The organism is Pseudomonas sp. SM4 (assembly GCF_051913165.1).
In the GTDB taxonomy this organism is placed as follows: domain Bacteria; phylum Pseudomonadota; class Gammaproteobacteria; order Pseudomonadales; family Pseudomonadaceae; genus Aquipseudomonas.
Genome location: NZ_JBODOE010000008.1, coordinates 276,810 through 292,142, shown reverse-complemented (window position 1 = coordinate 292,142; position 15,333 = coordinate 276,810). Strand labels below are relative to the sequence as shown.

The window sequence follows — 15,333 nt, the reverse complement described above, 5'->3', positions numbered from 1 at the left end:
CGGTGAACACGAATTTTGTGAACACCTCGATACCTGTGGGAGCTGGCTTGCCAGCGATGACGGCCTCTCATTCAGAGCACCTCTAAATGACACAACACAAAGACCTGCTCATCGTAGGCGCCGGTATCCTTGGCCTGTCCCACGCCTACGCCGCCGCCAAACGCGGCCTCAAGGTCGCTGTTTTCGAACGCACCGCCACGCCCCTCGGCGCCTCGGTGCGCAACTTCGGTCAGGCCCTGGTCACCGGCCAGCCACCGGGCCAAATGCTTGATCTAGCCAAAGCCAGCCGCGAGATCTGGGGCGATTGGGCGCAACTCGCCGGCCTGCAAATCAAGCGCAACGGTTCGTATTTGTTCGCCCGCACTGAAGCCGAAGAACATCTGCTCGAAGCCTTCTGCAACGGTCGCGCCGTGGAGCACGGTTACAACATTCAACTGCTGCGCGGCGCCGCCCTACGCGATCTCTACAACGGCCAGTTCAGTCATCACCGCGCCGCGCTTCATGGCATCGACGATCAACAGCTGTACTCGCGCGAAGCGATCCCGGCGCTGATCGATTACCTGCGCCGCGACCTCGGCGTTGAGTTTCACTTCTCCACACTGGTGCGCGATGTCGAACCCGGTCACCTGCACAGCACCGCCGGCAGTTTTACCGCCAAGCAGATCATCGTCTGCTCCGGCCACGATTATCAAACCCTGCTGGCCGAACCAATCGCCGCCCTCGACCCGCAAATCTGCCGCCTGCAAATGCTCCGCGCCAAACCTGCGACCGATCTGAATCTGCAACACGCCTTGCTCACCGGCCTCAGTTGCGTGCACTACGGCGCCTTCGCCGATCTGCCGGAAGCGGCGGCGGTGCAGGCGCAGATCCTCCGTGAACAACCGCATCTGCACGACAACGGAATCCACCTGCTGATCAGCCCGACGCCGTACGGCGAACTGATCATCGGCGACTCGCACCATTACGGCAGCGACCCTTCACCGTTCAACGCTGAGCAAGTGGACAACTGGATGATCGAGTTGGCCGAGCAGACCCTGGGCTGCAAAGTGCAAGTGGTCGAGCGCTGGCAGGGCGTCTATGGTGCTCGGGGGCCGGCACCGTTTTCGTTGCTGCGCCCGGCAGCGGGGTTGAGTGTGGCGCTGATGCACAGCGGCGTCGGCATGAGCGTCGGCCCGGCGCTGGCTGAGCGCAACATTGCGCAGTTGCTGGAGGAGATTTGATGACAGGTCACGAACAAACCGTCGCCAGGGTATTCGCGCTGTATGAGCGTTTTGGCACCAGCGATTACATCGGCGAACCGGTGTCGCAGATCGAACACATGTCCCAGGCCGCCGAACTGGCGATCGCCGAGGGCTTTGATGATGAAGTGGTGCTGGCGGCGTTCTTCCATGACATCGGCCATTTGTGTGGCGAAGGCGCGGAAAACATGGGCGGCTATGGCGTGGTCAGCCATGAAAGGCTCGGCGCGGATTATTTGCGTGAGGCCGGTTTCAGCGAGCGTATGGCGCGGCTGGTGGAATATCACGTGCAGGCCAAGCGGTATCTGACGTTGCGTGAGCCGGGGTATTTCGAGCGGTTGAGTGAGGCGAGCCGGCGGACGCTGGAGTATCAGGGTGGGGTGATGACGGAGGCTGAGGCGGATGTGTTTGAGCGCGATCCGTTGTGTGCCGTCAGCCTGCGGATGAGGCAGTGGGATGAGCTGGCCAAGGAGAGGGCGGTGCCGGTGATTGATCTGGCCTTATTGAAGGAGAAAGCGGCGCGATTGTTGGCTGCTTAGGTCTTGGAACCGGGTTGCTGCCATCGCTGGCAAGCCAGCTCCCACAGGTTTTTCGGTGAATACAATTTTTTGTGATCAGCCGAGATCCCTGTGGGAGCTGGCTTGCCAGCGATGGGGCCAGGTCAGGCACTAGAGCCCTTTGGCTAACGACTCAACCTGCTCCTGCCTTTCCGCCTGATTCAACTTCGCCTGCGGATTCAACGACGACCACTGCGGATGCGCCCGCGCTTTGTTCAGCGCCTCCGGCAACTTGCCCTCACGCCAGGTCTTATCCTGCGGCGTCGCCACCTGAACCGCGTCCATCGCCGCATGCCCGCGCTGATCCAGCGCCAACACCAACTGCCGCTGGCGCAGCGCCAACAGCCGCAACACCCCGTCATCCACCGTCAACTCACGCTGCCCTTTGATCTTGCCGAGCAAGCGACTGCCATAACTACGCGCCGTCTGCAGCGCACCCCCGGCAATCGCTCCCGCCAACGCCGCTGCGCCAAGGGTAATCCCGCCAACCAGCAAATCCACACCAGCCCCTGCCGCCGCACCGGCAGCAATTCCGCCACCCACCCGCACACCAAGTTGCTTCAAGGTTTCCGGGTTGAACAGATCGTCGCCCCAGCGCCCATCGAGCAACGGCAAATCACTTGCCGCCGCATCCTGCGGACGAAACGCATACAGCTTGAGCAGCGCTTCAACACACTTTTGCTCGCGCTGGCGCACAGCCTTGCGCAGCTCGCTGATGGCTTGCTGTTCCTGTGCCGCTTCACTGACCACACTGCGCCGACAAGCCGCACAGTCGATCAACAATTCAGCAATCAACCGCGCCGCACTTTGCTGACGCGCCAGGCGCTGAGCCTGTTGATCAGCAATCAACCGTTCCAGTTGCGGACGGGCATTTTCCAGCAGCAGCGCAAGACTTTCATACAGCCGCCGCTCGCCATCTTCAGGCGGCGCCACGCTGTCGAAACGCACCAACGCATGAAGCCCCAGCCGCGCCAGCGCCTCGCGCCAATCCGGCTCGCGATGGTTGGCGCTGCTGACAAAATTCAGCACCGGCAGCAGCGGTTTGCCACAACTGGCGAGCACTTCCAGTTCATCGCGGTACTTGGCCAGCACCGGCTCGCGGGCGTCGATCACATACAAACCGGCGTCGGAGGCGAGCAGTTGCCGCAGCACTTTCGCCTCCTGCTCGAAACGCTGGCGCGCCTCGCTGCCGTCGAGAAACCGCGCCAGTCGCGCCGGGCCGTCGAGGCGTTCGCCGGGGCGTTCCAGGCGCTCGAGAAAATCCAGCAGGGCGATGGCGTCTTCCAGCCCCGGCGTGTCGTAGAGGTCGAGCAATGGCTCGCCGTCCACCGACAACCGCGCGCCTTCGACATGCCGCGTGGTGCTCGGGCGATGAGACACTTCGCCGAAGCCGACATCGCGGGTCAACGTGCGCAACAGTGAGGTCTTGCCGACGTTGGTGTGGCCGACCACTGCGAGTTTCAGCGGCGCTTTCCAGGCATCAGTCATGACCCGTCTCCAGCCAGTTCAACGGCGCGCAATCGGCGAACGGCAACTCCAGTTGTTGCAGCGCTATGTGCCAGTCGCCGAGGCGTTCGGCGTCCAGCGCTTCGCCGGGCGGCGCTTGCAGCAGCCACACGCGGGTTTCGCCAGCGCTGCGCGCCAGCTCGGCGATTAGCGCGAGGCTGCCACGATCCGGCGAGCGCCGTGGATCGCAGGCAATCGCCAGGCGTGCTGGCGGAAAGCGGCTCAATTGTTCGAGGAGTTTGTGCCGTGACTCGCGGCTGTCGAGGATGCCGGCGTTGCTGACATTTTTCGGCAATGCCGGCGGCCATGGACGTTGTTCATCGAGTTCGATGGCGACCAGCAGCGCGCCTTCGCTGGCGAATTCGCCAACGCTGCTTTCGACACGATGCATTTGCGCAGGCTCCGGATCGTTGACGCCGAGGCGTTCGCTAGTCGGCATCAGGCGTTCACGCAATTGCGCGTAGCCGGGCAGGTTCAGTTCCAGACGCAGCGCGGCTTTGCCGCTGTTCCAGCGCCAGAAACACAACAGCGTCAGCAGCAGACGCGGCAGCACGCCGTACACCACCAAAACGCCAACCAGCCAGGTCGCCCAGGCCTGACGAGCGCTTTCGATGTCGAGCGCGCCGTCGCCGCTGGCGCGGATCATGTCCACCGTCGGCACATTGAAACCGAGCAGCGACGGCAGATAACCGAGCGCGTGGGTGACATGGATAAAGGTGTCGGCGCTGAGAATCGTGGTTTCCCAGACGAAGCCGTAGCGCCGGGTCGCCATCAGTGTCAGCAGCAGAATCAATGCGCTGAGCATCGCCAACAGCCACAAGCCGTTGACCAGCGTACCGAGTGCCCAGCGATTGAGTTTCTTGCGTTGCAGCATTAGTAACAGTGCCGGCGCCAGTTGCGCGGCTTTGGCGTCACGGGCCATTTTTTCGCTGAGCCACAGCCACAATCGTCCAAGGGTGGCGCCGTGTTCGCCGGCGAAGATCAAGCCCAGCAACCAGCTCAGCAGCAGAATCAGGTTCAGCCCGAGCAGACTGCCCAAGGCCCAGAACACGTTGACCGGCGTCTGGCCGAGTGCGGCGAAGGCCAGACCAGCGCCGCTCAACACCGCGAAGATCATCAGCAACACCAGCGCCAGACGCGCGCCTTGCAGCCAGTGTTTGAGTGCGGCCGTCAGCCCGTCACGTTCTGCCAGCCATAACGCGCGGCGTTGAATGCGGCTCGGCAGATCGCCGCCAGCGGTGCGCGCCAGTCGATTGGCTTCCAGATCTTCCAGCGGGCCGGCGTGTTCTTCGCGCAGGCGCACGGTCTCGGTGAGCCAGAGGTTTTGCAGTGGAGTCAGTTCAGTCACGCGGCATCCCGTCGCTTAATCCAGCGCTGAGCATAACCGCTGTGGCGCTTATCGGGGTAAGCGCGGCTCTGGTATCCTCGCCGGCATGACTAAATCACTCCCCCTCAGCCTGATCGCAGCCCTCGGTGAAAACCGCGTGATCGGCGTCGACAACAGCATGCCCTGGCACCTGCCGGGGGACTTCAAATACTTCAAGGCCACCACCTTGGGCAAGCCGATCATCATGGGTCGCAAGACCTGGGATTCGCTCGGCCGACCGCTGCCGGGGCGCTTGAACATCGTAGTCAGCCGTCAGGCCGATCTGGTGTTGGAAGGTGCCGAGGTGTATCCGTCGCTGGAAGCCGCGGTGGTTCGCGCCGGAGAATGGGCGAAGGAACAGGGCGTTGATGAGCTGATGCTGATTGGTGGCGCGCAGTTGTACGCGCAAGGGCTGGCGCAGGCGGATCGTCTGTATCTGACGCGCGTGGCGTTGAGCCCGGAAGGGGATGCGTGGTTTCCGGAGTTTGATTTGAACCAGTGGAAACTGGTGTCGAACGTGCCGAATCCAGCTGAGGGCGATAAACCCGCGTACAGCTTTGAGGTTTGGGAGAAAGCCTAAATTGTGGCGAGGGGATTTATCCCCGTTGGGTTGCGCAGCAGCCCCAAAATAATGGGGTCGCTACGCAACCCAACGGGGATAAATCCCCTCGCCACAAGTATGTGTTGCGGTTAAGCCTGAGCTAGCTCCGCATGCTCATCGGCATCCAGCAACTCTTTATCAGTCTGCTGCATCACCTGACTGGTAATCGCGCCAGCGGTGATCGAACCGCTCACGTTCAACGCCGTACGCCCCATATCAATCAGCGGTTCAACCGAAATCAGCAACGCCACCAGTGACACCGGCAAACCCATCGCCGGCAGCACGATCAGCGCCGCGAACGTCGCGCCGCCACCGACACCGGCCACACCGGCCGAACTCAGCGTCACAATCGCCACCAGCGTCGCGATCCACAACGGATCCAGCGGGTTGATGCCCACGGTCGGCGCAACCATTACCGCCAACATCGCCGGGTACAGACCGGCGCAACCGTTCTGGCCGATGGTCGCACCGAACGATGCTGCGAAACTCGCCACCGATTGCGGAATCCCCAATCGACGGGTCTGCGCCTCAATACTCAGCGGAATGCTCGCCGCGCTGGAACGGCTGGTAAATGCGAACGTCAGCACCGGCCAGATCTTGCGGAAGAAACGCAGCGGGTTGATCCCGGCCGCCGACACCAACAAGCCGTGCACGACGAACATCAGGCCGAGACCGAGGTACGACACCACGACGAAACTGCCGAGCTTGATGATGTCCTGCAGGTTGGACCCAGCGACCACTTTGGTCATCAGCGCCAGCACACCGTACGGGGTCAGCTTCATCACCAGACGCACCAGACGCATCACCCAGGCTTGCAGGGTGTCGATGGCGTTGATCACTTTCTGACCTTTCTCGACGTCATCCTTGAGCAGCTGCAGCGCGGCAACCCCGAGGAATGCCGCGAAAATCACCACGCTGATGATCGAGGTCGGCTTGGCCCGGGCCAGGTCGGCGAACGGGTTTTGCGGGATGAACGACAGCAGCAGTTGTGGCACATTCAGGTCGGCAACCTTACCGGCGTAGTCAGTCTGAATGGTTTGCAGACGAGCCATTTCCTGGGTGCCGGCGACCAGACCTTCCGCAGTAAGGCCGAACAGGTTGGTCAGGCCGATACCAATCAGCGCGGCAATCGCCGTGGTGAACAGTAGCGTGCCAATGGTCAGAAAGCTGATTTTGCCCAGCGACGACGCGTTGTGCAGGCGCGCCACGGCGCTGAGGATCGAGGCGAACACCAACGGGATAACGATCATTTGCAGCAACTGCACGTAGCCGTTGCCGACCAGATCGAACCAGCCGATTGAGGTTTTCAGCACCGGGTTGCCGGCACCGTAAACGGTGTGCAACGCCACGCCGAAGGCCACGCCCAGCGCGAGTGCGAGCAGGACTTTTTTCGCCAGGCTCCACGTGGTGTGGCGGGTTTGCGCCAGACCGAACAGCAGGGCGAGGAACACCAGCAGGTTGAGAATCAACGGTAGGTTCATGAGAACTCCAGAAAGACTTTGCCAACAGCCTTCCGGGGCTGCTGCGAACCGGCAAGCCTAACAGCTTGATTTACAATGATTTAATACCGAAATCTTAGGGTGTCCGTCGTTTTTGGAATAAGCGCGTGTCGCTCTCGGCAATGCATCTGGCGCAAATAGCGGCGTGGGCGGTCGCTGACAGACGAGGACTGTCATACACATTTGTTAGCGTCGATGCTTTTACATCAGGGAGAAAGCGTCGATGAAGTTCGCACCGAAATTTCTGGCTGTCGCACTGGCTGTGGGGATGGGCCTGGCTTCTCAGGCTTTCGCCACCGACCTGAAACACTGGCCCGCCGATCAGGCCAAAGCGCTGGACGCGATGATCGCGGCCAACGCCAACAAGGGTAACTACGCGGTGTTTGACATGGACAACACCAGTTACCGCTACGACCTCGAAGAGTCGTTGCTGCCGTTCATGGAGAACAAGGGCCTGATCACCCGCGACAAACTCGACCCCTCCTTGAAACTGATGCCGTTCAAGGACACCGCCGACCACAAGGAAAGCCTGTTCAGTTACTACTATCGTCTCTGCGAAGTCGACGACATGGTCTGCTACCCGTGGGTGGCGCAGGTGTTCTCCGGTTTCACCCTCAAGGAACTCAAAGGCTACGTCGATGAGCTGATGGCTTCGGGCAAACCGGTGCCGGCGACTTATTACGAAGGCGATGTGGTCAAAACCCTTGATGTGCAGCCGCCGAAAATCTTCACCGGTCAGGTTGAGCTGTACAACAAGCTGATGGAGAACGGCATCGAGGTTTACGTGATGACCGCTGCTTCCGAGGAGCTGGTGCGCATGGTCGCGGCTGATCCGAAGTACGGCTACAACGTCAAACCGCAGAACGTCATTGGTGTGACCACGCTGCTGAAAAACCGTGAAACCAACGAACTGACCACCGCGCGCAAGCAGATCACTGCCGGCAAATATGACGAGAAGGCCAACCTGGGCCTGGAGTTGACGCCGTACCTGTGGACCCCGGCGACGTGGATGGCCGGCAAGCACGCGGCGATTCTTACTTACATTGATGAGTGGAAAAAACCGATATTGGTCGGTGGCGATACGCCGACCAGCGACGGTTACATGCTGTTCCACGATGTCGACGTGGCCAAGGGCGGGATTCACTTGTGGATCAACCGCAAGGACAAGTACATGACGCAGTTGAACGGCATGATGGCCAAGCACGCGGCGGCGCAGGCGAAGGAAGGGTTGCCGGTGACGGCAGACAAGAATTGGGTGATCGTCAAACCAGAAGAAATCCAGTAACCCCCAGAAGGGATCGGGTTGATCGTTCCCACGCTCTGCGTGGGAATGCAGCCCGTGACGCTCCGCGTCACTGGACGCGGAGCGTCCCTTGAGACATTCCCACGCAGAGCGTGGGAACGATCAACCCCGCACTGAGGCGGGGCATTTTCTATTCGTCGCTTAAGGCTTACAGGCCGTCGAGCATCGCTTTGTTACGCACAGCACCTTTGTCGGCGCTGGTCGCCAGCAGGGCGTAAGCCTTGAGGGCGGTGGTGACTTTGCGTGGACGAATCTCGACCGGTTTCCAGCCTTTTTTGTCCTGTTCAGCGCGGCGTGCCGCCAGTTCTTCGTCGCTGACCAACAGGTTGATCGAGCGGTTCGGAATGTCGATCAGCACTTTATCGCCGTCCTGCACCAGACCGATCGCGCCGCCGGCCGCTGCTTCTGGCGAAGCGTGACCGATGGACAGGCCGGACGTACCGCCGGAGAAACGACCGTCGGTGAGCAAGGCGCAGGCTTTGCCCAGGCCTTTGGATTTCAGGTACGACGTCGGGTAGAGCATTTCCTGCATGCCCGGGCCGCCTTTCGGGCCTTCGTAGCGAATGATGACGATGTCGCCAGCCTTCACTTCGTCAGCGAGGATGCCGCGCACCGCGCTGTCCTGGCTTTCGAAGATCTTCGCGTTGCCTTCGAAAACGTGGATCGACTCGTCGACGCCAGCGGTTTTCACCACGCAGCCGTCGAGCGCGATGTTGCCGTACAGCACAGCCAAACCACCTTCTTGCGAATAGGCATGCTCGAAGCTGCGGATGCAGCCGTTTTCACGGTCGTCATCCAGGGTTTCCCAACGGGTCGACTGGCTGAACGCTGTTTGCGTCGGGATACCGGCCGGGCCAGCCTTGAAGAAGTGATGCACCGCTTCATCGGTGGTCTGGGTGATGTCCCACTTGGCGATGGCTTCTTCCATGCTGCGGCTGTGTACGGTCGGCAGGTCAGTGTGCAGCAAACCGCCACGGGCCAGCGAACCGAGGATGCTGAAAATGCCGCCGGCGCGGTGTACGTCTTCCATGTGGTACTTCTGGATGTTCGGCGCGACTTTGCACAGCTGTGGAACGGTGCGCGAAAGACGGTCGATGTCGCGCAGGTCGAAATCGATTTCGGCTTCCTGGGCGGCAGCGAGCAAGTGCAGGATGGTGTTGGTCGAACCGCCCATGGCGATGTCGAGCATCATCGCGTTCTCGAACGCCTTGAAGTTGGCGATGTTGCGCGGCAATACCGACTCGTCGTTCTCGCCGTAGTAACGCTTGCACAGCTCGACGATGGTGCGGCCAGCCTGCAGGAACAGCTGTTCGCGGTCGCTGTGGGTGGCAAGGGTCGAACCGTTGCCCGGCAGTGCGAGGCCGAGGGCTTCGGTCAGGCAGTTCATCGAGTTGGCGGTGAACATGCCGGAGCACGAACCGCACGTCGGGCAAGCGCTGCGCTCGTACTCGGCGACTTTCTCGTCAGAAGCGCTTTCGTCGGCGGCGATCACCATGGCGTCGACAAGGTCGAGGCCGTGGGAAGCGAGTTTGGTCTTGCCGGCTTCCATCGGGCCGCCGGAAACGAAAATCACCGGAATGTTCAGGCGCAACGCAGCCATCAACATGCCCGGGGTGATCTTGTCGCAGTTGGAAATGCAGACGATGGCGTCGGCGCAGTGGGCGTTGACCATGTACTCGACGGAGTCGGCGATGATCTCGCGGCTCGGCAGCGAATAGAGCATGCCGTCGTGACCCATGGCGATGCCGTCATCCACGGCGATGGTGTTGAATTCTTTCGCTACACCGCCGGCGCGTTCGATTTCGCGGGCGACCAGTTGGCCCAGATCTTTCAGGTGCACGTGGCCCGGTACGAACTGGGTAAACGAGTTGGCAATGGCGATGATCGGCTTTTTGAAGTCGTCATCTTTCATCCCGGTGGCGCGCCACAGTGCGCGGGCGCCGGCCATGTTGCGGCCGTGGGTGGATGTTTTCGAGCGGTAATCTGGCATGGAGCACTCCGGGCGGCTAATCAGGTACTAAATGGGAGTGAGCTTCTATTAACGTCTGGAACACTCAGAAATGGCCGTGTGTCCGGAAGCTGCCGATGACGTTGCGGGATCGCCGCTGGTCTCAGCCTGAGCTCATAAACCCGCCGGGGGATGAATGGCGATGAATCAGGCGATTCTACACCGCTGGCGTCTGGAGGGAATGGCGCAAAGTGTTGTTCCAGCGCCGACGGTGTGTGCGGCATGACGACCGGCAGGCTAATCGCCGCCAATGGCGCTGGCCTCGCAGACTCTGGCGCGCTGGCTGATACGCCAGTTGAGCATCAATGCCACGCCGCTGAGCAGCATAAAGCTGTAGCCCAGTGTCGATTGCAGGTTGGCTGTGCTCAAGCTGATCAAGGCGCTGATCAGCCCGCCGCAAATAAAGATGAGGGTACTGCCGGCCGAGGCTGAAGTGCCGGCCGCCTCGGGGAACAGGCCCATGGCCCTCGACGTCGCTGCCGGGCGAGTAATGGTGGTGCCGGCGGTGCAGATCAGCATCGGAATCAGCACGGTCGCCGGCGCCAGGGCAAAATTCGAGGACAGGTAGAGCATCGCCAGTCCCGCCAAGAGGATCAGGCTCAAGCCGACGATGATTTGCTGGCCGGGCGTTATCCTGCGACTGAGTAGCGTGGCGACGATGCCGCCAACCACATACGCGGCCCCGTAAACCAGCAGGATCAGCGAAAAGTCATAGGGCGCCAATTGCAGTTGGTCCATGAAGATCAGCGGTGAAATGACGATGAACGAGAAGTGGCAGGCAAAGGCGAATGCCGAGATCAGCCAGTAACCGACAAACTCGAAATTCCCCAGTACCCGTCGATATGACTGAGTGAAACCCAGGCGTGCGCCGCTGTGGGCCGGACGGCTGTTGTCCAGAAACGCCCAGGCCTTGATCATCACCACGGCGGCCAGCGCGACAAACACCCAAAAGCTGCCACGCCAGCCAAGCCAGGCTTGCAGGAACGTGCCGGCCAGCGGTGATACCGAGATGAACAGCCCCGAAGCCGTGACCATCAAAATACGCAGTCGATCACGCTGTTCGCCTTCGAACAGATCCTGCACGAGGGCCTGGGACAGCACGAAACAGCCGCAGCCCAAGGCCTGCATGAGCCGGAACAGCAGAAACAGTCGGTAATCGCTGGTGGCCACGCAACCGAGGGCACCGAGAATCGAAATCGTCATGCCCAGCAGCAGCAAACCCTTGCGCCCGATGACATCGGACAGGGGCCCGATCAGCAATTGAGCGAAGGAAATGCCGACGGCGAACAGACTGATCGACAGCGCGATATCCGCCGGGGTGCTGCCGAAGTGTTCGGCCAGCGCCGGAAACGAGGGCAGCAGGACATCCAGTGGAAATACCCCCAGCAGCACCATCGCCAGCAGCAGGCTGACTGCTCCGTGCCGTTGGCGGGTGGTTACCACAGATTTTCCTTCATCCATCGATCAATCCTGCCTTGGCAAAGAGTTTCTGGTTGTGGGCGAGTGCGAAAAATCCGGCCTTTTTCAGGGCATCCAGCGTCGCGGTTGCACCCGTTCTGGCGCGCTGACGGCTGGCATTGGCGTTGATCAAGCCATCGAGAATTTCCCTGATAGCGCTGTCGGCGATAGCCTCACTGCGCAGACTTTGTTGCAGCCATTGCTCATCGACCTCGAAAAAAATCCTGATGACCTCTAACAGTATTTTTGCGCTGAACATGCGCTGGCGGCTGTTCAGGGTCAGCCAGAGGTAATGAAAAACCTCGGCGAAATAGCGGCTGTGACGGGCCTCGTCAGCGAGGTGATCGCGCAGCATGTCGCTCACACTGGATACCAGGCTGTCGCGGCAGACATCGAGCAACTCCCGGGCAATGATGGTTTCCGATACGAATCCAAGCAGAAACCAGGCCAGCGGGCGGTTGCCTTCCGGGGTGCGTGCAATCACTGCGTTCAAGCGAGTGATGCGCAACGGCATCGCCGGGCGATCGGTGATGCCATGCAGGCGGGCGATCTGTTCGGCGAGTTGATGGGAAAACAGCGCGTGATAGCCCTCGTCGGTGTAGAGCTGCAGGGCGGCGTTTTTCATGCGCGAGGGCACGTAGGCGGGCAACTCGCCGTGGACGATGGTTTCGACGGCCCGGTTGACGATGCGGTGTTCGAGCAGTGTGGTGTAGTCGAGAAAATGCACCAGATGCCTGGCCGCCAGGCTGTGGGTGACTGCGCTGCCCGCAGCCTGGATGACCGGGTGTGCGAGGTACGGAAGAAAGGCGGGTGGAAACCAGTGGCGGGTTTGCAGTTGCTGCGCCAGATCCGGCGGCAGTTGGTAATCGTGTTGGCTGGAACGTACCGAAGCGCGATTGTTCCAGTCGCTGAGAATGAACTTGTGTGCCCACGACTCGGGGGCTTCGGTCTGCTGCTGAATCTGTGAGCTCATGTTTGGGCCTGCTGCAACAGATCCTGCATTTCCTGGCACATGGCCTGACCGTCGCTGGCGCCACAACCGACGAAGAACAGCGGTTGTTCCGCGCTGCCAGTGATGCTCAGCAAGGTTTCGACCTGATCATCCGAGAACGCTCCGGTCAGCCAGGTGCCGAAGCCCAGTGCGGTGGCCACCAGTTGAAAGGATTGTGAGAGATGGCCCGCTTCGACGAATGCCATGCGATAGGCTCGTGAATGCTCGTATTTCCACCAGAGCTTGTCGAAGCGCGCGGTGATGAACAGCCCCAGCGGCAAGTTGTTGATGAAGTGTTGGCCGCCGAGCAGCAGGCCCAGCGCCGACTCCGGCAGTGGGTTGATAAGGCTCAAGGCATGTTCTGCCGGATGATAGGCATAGACGCCGGGCTGCAGGCCGCTGACGTTCTGTGCCAGAACAAAGCCCTCGCAGGCATTCAGTCCACCACCCGAGGGGCTGCTGCGACGCGCGTCGAGACCGTTGGCAATGCTGTCGTCGCGGTCGTTGTCGCGCTCGTGTAAATAGCCGAAGGATAGATAGAGCAGGGTGGCGACATCATTCAATGTGATCGCTTCACCGGTATAGGAACGGCAGGTTTTGCGCTCGCGCAGCGCGTGGCCAAGGCTGTCATCGGTCAACACGCGGGACGCCGGGAGCGCGATGCGCGGCTGTGTGCCCTGTGCCGGGCGCTCTGTCGTGGGCGCCGGTTTGGCCAGCACTTCATTGCAGTGGCTCAGGTATTGTCTGGACCACTCTTGGATATTCTGTGGTGGTTGTTCGCACGGAATGTTTTGTGTGCCGATGTGATAAATCTTCGACAGTTCATCCCAGCCCCATTCTGGGCTGTCAATCTTTGAAGCAGTTATTATTCCTGCGTTTAATAGTTGGGTGTCTATTATATTGTCTTGATTGAACAAGTTTGGGTTGTTGATAAGTTTTGCAAGTCTACAAGAGTAATCAAGATCCAGTTCGTGCTGGAGGTGGTCTTTGTAATTCCAGACTATGAATCCGGGCGTGCGCGGCAATATGAATAAGTACGGATTGATGTGCATGTTCAATGCTTCACTCTGGAGAGGTCTGAAGGACGCTGGGGTGCCGGCACTCCCCAGCGTCCTGACTTACTTAACGGGCTTTAGGGGCAACCAGAAAAGCCAGGTTTGCGATTTTGTTAGTTTCCAGAGTAATTGCTTTCATAGTATGAACTCCTTGTTCATCGAGATTGAATGCCACCTCGTGGTGACAACTTAATCATAGTTTGTAATTGATTAATGGCAAGCGGAGATTAAGTAGGAAGATTCCGTAAATTTGTCGGAGCAAACCTTGCTTCAGGCCTGTGCTTGTAAGTTGTTTTCCATTGTTTTAAAGACGCAGAGAAATTTCCTGCACGCTGCCAGGAAGTTAGTTGTAGGAAAAGAAAAAACTGAATGGCAATCGACGGCCTTGCACCGCCCGAAAACAAGCGGGGAGCCCTTGGGCTCCCCGCTTTTGCTCGGCTATCAGCTGTTAGGCAGCAGGCGGCAGGTGATGCTCTTGATGTAGCGCGTTTCGGGGATCGCCGGGTGCACCGGGTGATCCGGGCCCTGACCGCCGCGTTCGAGCATCTGGATGTTGCGATCCAGGTGACGGGCGCTGGTCAGCAGGATGTTCTGCAGATCGTCTTCCGGCAGGTGCATCGAGCACGAAGCGCTGACCAGGATGCCGTCTTTGTTGAGCAGGCGCATGGCTTGCTCATTCAGACGACGGTAGGCGCCTTCGCCGTTCTTCATGTCTTTCTTGCGTTTGATGAACGCCGGCGGATCGGCAACGATCACGTCGAAACGCTCTTCGCTGGCTTTCAGCTCTTTCAGCGCTTCGAAGACGTCGCCTTCGATGCAGGTCATCTTGTCGGCGAAACCGTTCAACGCAGCGTTGCGCTCAACGCCGTCGAGGGCGAAGGCCGACGCATCGACGCAGAACACTTCACTGGCGCCGAAAGCGGCAGCCTGCACGCCCCAACCACCGATGTAGCTATAAAGGTCGAGAACGCGTTTGCCTTTGGCGTACGGCGCCAGGCGTGCGCGGTTCATGCGGTGGTCGTAGAACCAGCCGGTTTTCTGACCCTGAATGACCGGGGCTTCGAATTTCACGCCGTTCTCTTCCAGCGCCACCCACTCCGGCACCAGGCCGAACACGGTTTCGACGTAGCGGTTGAGGCCTTCGGCATCACGTGCTGCGGAGTCGTTCTTGAACAGGATGCCGCTTGGCTTGAGCACTTGGGTCAGCGCCGCGATCACGTCGTCTTTGTGCGCTTCCATGGTCGCCGAGGCGATCTGCACGACGAGGATGTCGCCGAAACGGTCAACCACCAGGCCTGGCAACAGGTCGGAATCACCGTAGACCAGACGATAGAACGGCTTGTCGAACAGGCGATCGCGCAGCGACAGGGCCACGTTGAGGCGATGTACCAGCAGCGATTTGTCCAGTTGCAGCTTGATGTCGCGCGACACCAGACGGGCGCAGATCAGGTTGTTCGGGCTCATCGCTACGATGCCCAGCGTTTTGCCGCCGGCGGCTTCGAGGATCGCCTGATCGCCGGCCTTGAAGCCGTGCAATGGGGTGGCGGCCACATCGATTTCGTTGCTGTAGACCCACAAGTGGCCGTTGCGCAGGCGACGGTCGGCATTGGCTTTGAGGCGCAGGCTAGGCAGGGACATGACGTCGCTCCGGAAAAAAGAGCGGGAGTATAGCGCGTCAGGCCGGCTGATTGGCCGGCAAATGGACATGTGGTGCGTTCCCAATGTGGGGGGATTTGCCTGTGGCCAGGGGA

Annotated in this window: 12 protein-coding genes; 4 read left to right on the top strand and 8 right to left on the bottom strand. The window is 60.2% G+C overall.

Going from position 1 to position 15,333, the window contains the following annotated elements; genetic code table 11:
• Positions 1–86: 86 nt before the first annotated feature.
• Entirely contained in the window at positions 87–1,220 is a 1,134-nt protein-coding gene (locus ACQ4MY_RS17425; RefSeq protein WP_440095950.1) for a TIGR03364 family FAD-dependent oxidoreductase, read from the top strand.
• Positions 1,220–1,777 carry a phosphonate degradation HD-domain oxygenase gene (locus ACQ4MY_RS17420; protein WP_440095949.1) on the top strand — a complete coding sequence of 186 codons (558 nt, stop codon included), beginning with the start codon at positions 1,220–1,222 and terminating at the stop codon, positions 1,775–1,777. The genes ACQ4MY_RS17425 and ACQ4MY_RS17420 overlap by 1 nt, the downstream gene beginning before the upstream one ends.
• A 129-nt stretch (positions 1,778–1,906) precedes the next feature.
• On the opposite strand, the gene ACQ4MY_RS17415 is transcribed toward ACQ4MY_RS17420, so the two are convergent.
• Both ACQ4MY_RS17415 and ACQ4MY_RS17410 read right to left on the bottom strand, forming a co-directional pair.
• A complete protein-coding gene (locus ACQ4MY_RS17415; protein ID WP_008088431.1) occupies positions 1,907–3,283 on the bottom strand; it encodes a GTPase/DUF3482 domain-containing protein in 1,377 nt (458 codons plus the stop codon).
• Positions 3,276–4,649 (bottom strand): DUF2868 domain-containing protein, encoded by a 1,374-nt coding sequence (locus ACQ4MY_RS17410; protein ID WP_440095947.1) that lies wholly within the window; start codon positions 4,647–4,649, stop codon positions 3,276–3,278. The genes ACQ4MY_RS17415 and ACQ4MY_RS17410 overlap by 8 nt, the downstream gene beginning before the upstream one ends.
• A gap of 85 nt (positions 4,650–4,734) precedes the next feature.
• Here ACQ4MY_RS17410 and ACQ4MY_RS17405 point away from each other — a divergent pair, with 85 nt between their 5' ends.
• On the top strand, positions 4,735–5,247 hold the full coding sequence (locus ACQ4MY_RS17405) for a dihydrofolate reductase (protein ID WP_141126276.1): 513 nt from the start codon (positions 4,735–4,737) through the stop codon (positions 5,245–5,247).
• A 110-nt stretch (positions 5,248–5,357) separates the two neighbouring features.
• Here ACQ4MY_RS17405 and ACQ4MY_RS17400 read toward each other — a convergent pair whose 3' ends face one another.
• Positions 5,358–6,749: an L-cystine transporter gene (locus ACQ4MY_RS17400; protein ID WP_008088428.1), complete on the bottom strand. Its 1,392-nt coding sequence runs from the start codon at positions 6,747–6,749 to the stop codon at positions 5,358–5,360.
• Between the two features lie 241 nt (positions 6,750–6,990).
• Between ACQ4MY_RS17400 and ACQ4MY_RS17395 the strand changes: the two genes are divergently transcribed.
• Positions 6,991–8,052 (top strand): haloacid dehalogenase-like hydrolase, encoded by a 1,062-nt coding sequence (locus tag ACQ4MY_RS17395; protein ID WP_440095946.1) that lies wholly within the window; start codon positions 6,991–6,993, stop codon positions 8,050–8,052.
• A gap of 166 nt (positions 8,053–8,218) precedes the next feature.
• Here ACQ4MY_RS17395 and ilvD read toward each other — a convergent pair whose 3' ends face one another.
• The 5 genes from ilvD to ACQ4MY_RS17370 all read right to left on the bottom strand — a co-directional run bounded on the left by ilvD (position 8,219) and on the right by ACQ4MY_RS17370 (position 15,220).
• On the bottom strand, positions 8,219–10,060 hold the full coding sequence (ilvD, locus tag ACQ4MY_RS17390) for a dihydroxy-acid dehydratase (protein ID WP_008088424.1): 1,842 nt from the start codon (positions 10,058–10,060) through the stop codon (positions 8,219–8,221).
• 255 nt (positions 10,061–10,315) lie between these two features.
• Positions 10,316–11,539 carry an MFS transporter gene (locus ACQ4MY_RS17385; RefSeq protein WP_440095945.1) on the bottom strand — a complete coding sequence of 408 codons (1,224 nt, stop codon included), beginning with the start codon at positions 11,537–11,539 and terminating at the stop codon, positions 10,316–10,318.
• Positions 11,532–12,509: a diiron oxygenase gene (locus tag ACQ4MY_RS17380; protein WP_008088420.1), complete on the bottom strand. Its 978-nt coding sequence runs from the start codon at positions 12,507–12,509 to the stop codon at positions 11,532–11,534. Before ACQ4MY_RS17380 ends, ACQ4MY_RS17385 begins: the two co-directional genes overlap by 8 nt.
• Positions 12,506–13,579 carry a SagB family peptide dehydrogenase gene (locus ACQ4MY_RS17375; RefSeq protein ID WP_440095944.1) on the bottom strand — a complete coding sequence of 358 codons (1,074 nt, stop codon included), beginning with the start codon at positions 13,577–13,579 and terminating at the stop codon, positions 12,506–12,508. Before ACQ4MY_RS17375 ends, ACQ4MY_RS17380 begins: the two co-directional genes overlap by 4 nt.
• Positions 13,580–14,023: 444 nt before the next feature.
• Complete coding sequence (locus ACQ4MY_RS17370; protein ID WP_008088415.1) at positions 14,024–15,220, bottom strand: class I SAM-dependent rRNA methyltransferase; 1,197 nt, start codon at positions 15,218–15,220, stop codon at positions 14,024–14,026.
• Between the last annotated feature and the right edge of the window lie 113 nt (positions 15,221–15,333).

Coding starts and splice junctions, on each gene's coding strand:
- ACQ4MY_RS17425 (WP_440095950.1), top strand. CDS start 87: ATGACACAACACAAAGACCTGCTCATCGTAGGCGCCGGTATCCTTGGC.
- ACQ4MY_RS17420 (WP_440095949.1), top strand. CDS start 1,220: ATGACAGGTCACGAACAAACCGTCGCCAGGGTATTCGCGCTGTATGAG.
- ACQ4MY_RS17415 (WP_008088431.1), bottom strand. CDS start 3,283: ATGACTGATGCCTGGAAAGCGCCGCTGAAACTCGCAGTGGTCGGCCAC.
- ACQ4MY_RS17405 (WP_141126276.1), top strand. CDS start 4,735: ATGACTAAATCACTCCCCCTCAGCCTGATCGCAGCCCTCGGTGAAAAC.
- ACQ4MY_RS17400 (WP_008088428.1), bottom strand. CDS start 6,749: ATGAACCTACCGTTGATTCTCAACCTGCTGGTGTTCCTCGCCCTGCTG.
- ACQ4MY_RS17395 (WP_440095946.1), top strand. CDS start 6,991: ATGAAGTTCGCACCGAAATTTCTGGCTGTCGCACTGGCTGTGGGGATG.
- ilvD (WP_008088424.1), bottom strand. CDS start 10,060: ATGCCAGATTACCGCTCGAAAACATCCACCCACGGCCGCAACATGGCC.
- ACQ4MY_RS17385 (WP_440095945.1), bottom strand. CDS start 11,539: ATGGATGAAGGAAAATCTGTGGTAACCACCCGCCAACGGCACGGAGCA.
- ACQ4MY_RS17380 (WP_008088420.1), bottom strand. CDS start 12,509: ATGAGCTCACAGATTCAGCAGCAGACCGAAGCCCCCGAGTCGTGGGCA.
- ACQ4MY_RS17375 (WP_440095944.1), bottom strand. CDS start 13,579: ATGCACATCAATCCGTACTTATTCATATTGCCGCGCACGCCCGGATTC.
- ACQ4MY_RS17370 (WP_008088415.1), bottom strand. CDS start 15,220: ATGTCCCTGCCTAGCCTGCGCCTCAAAGCCAATGCCGACCGTCGCCTG.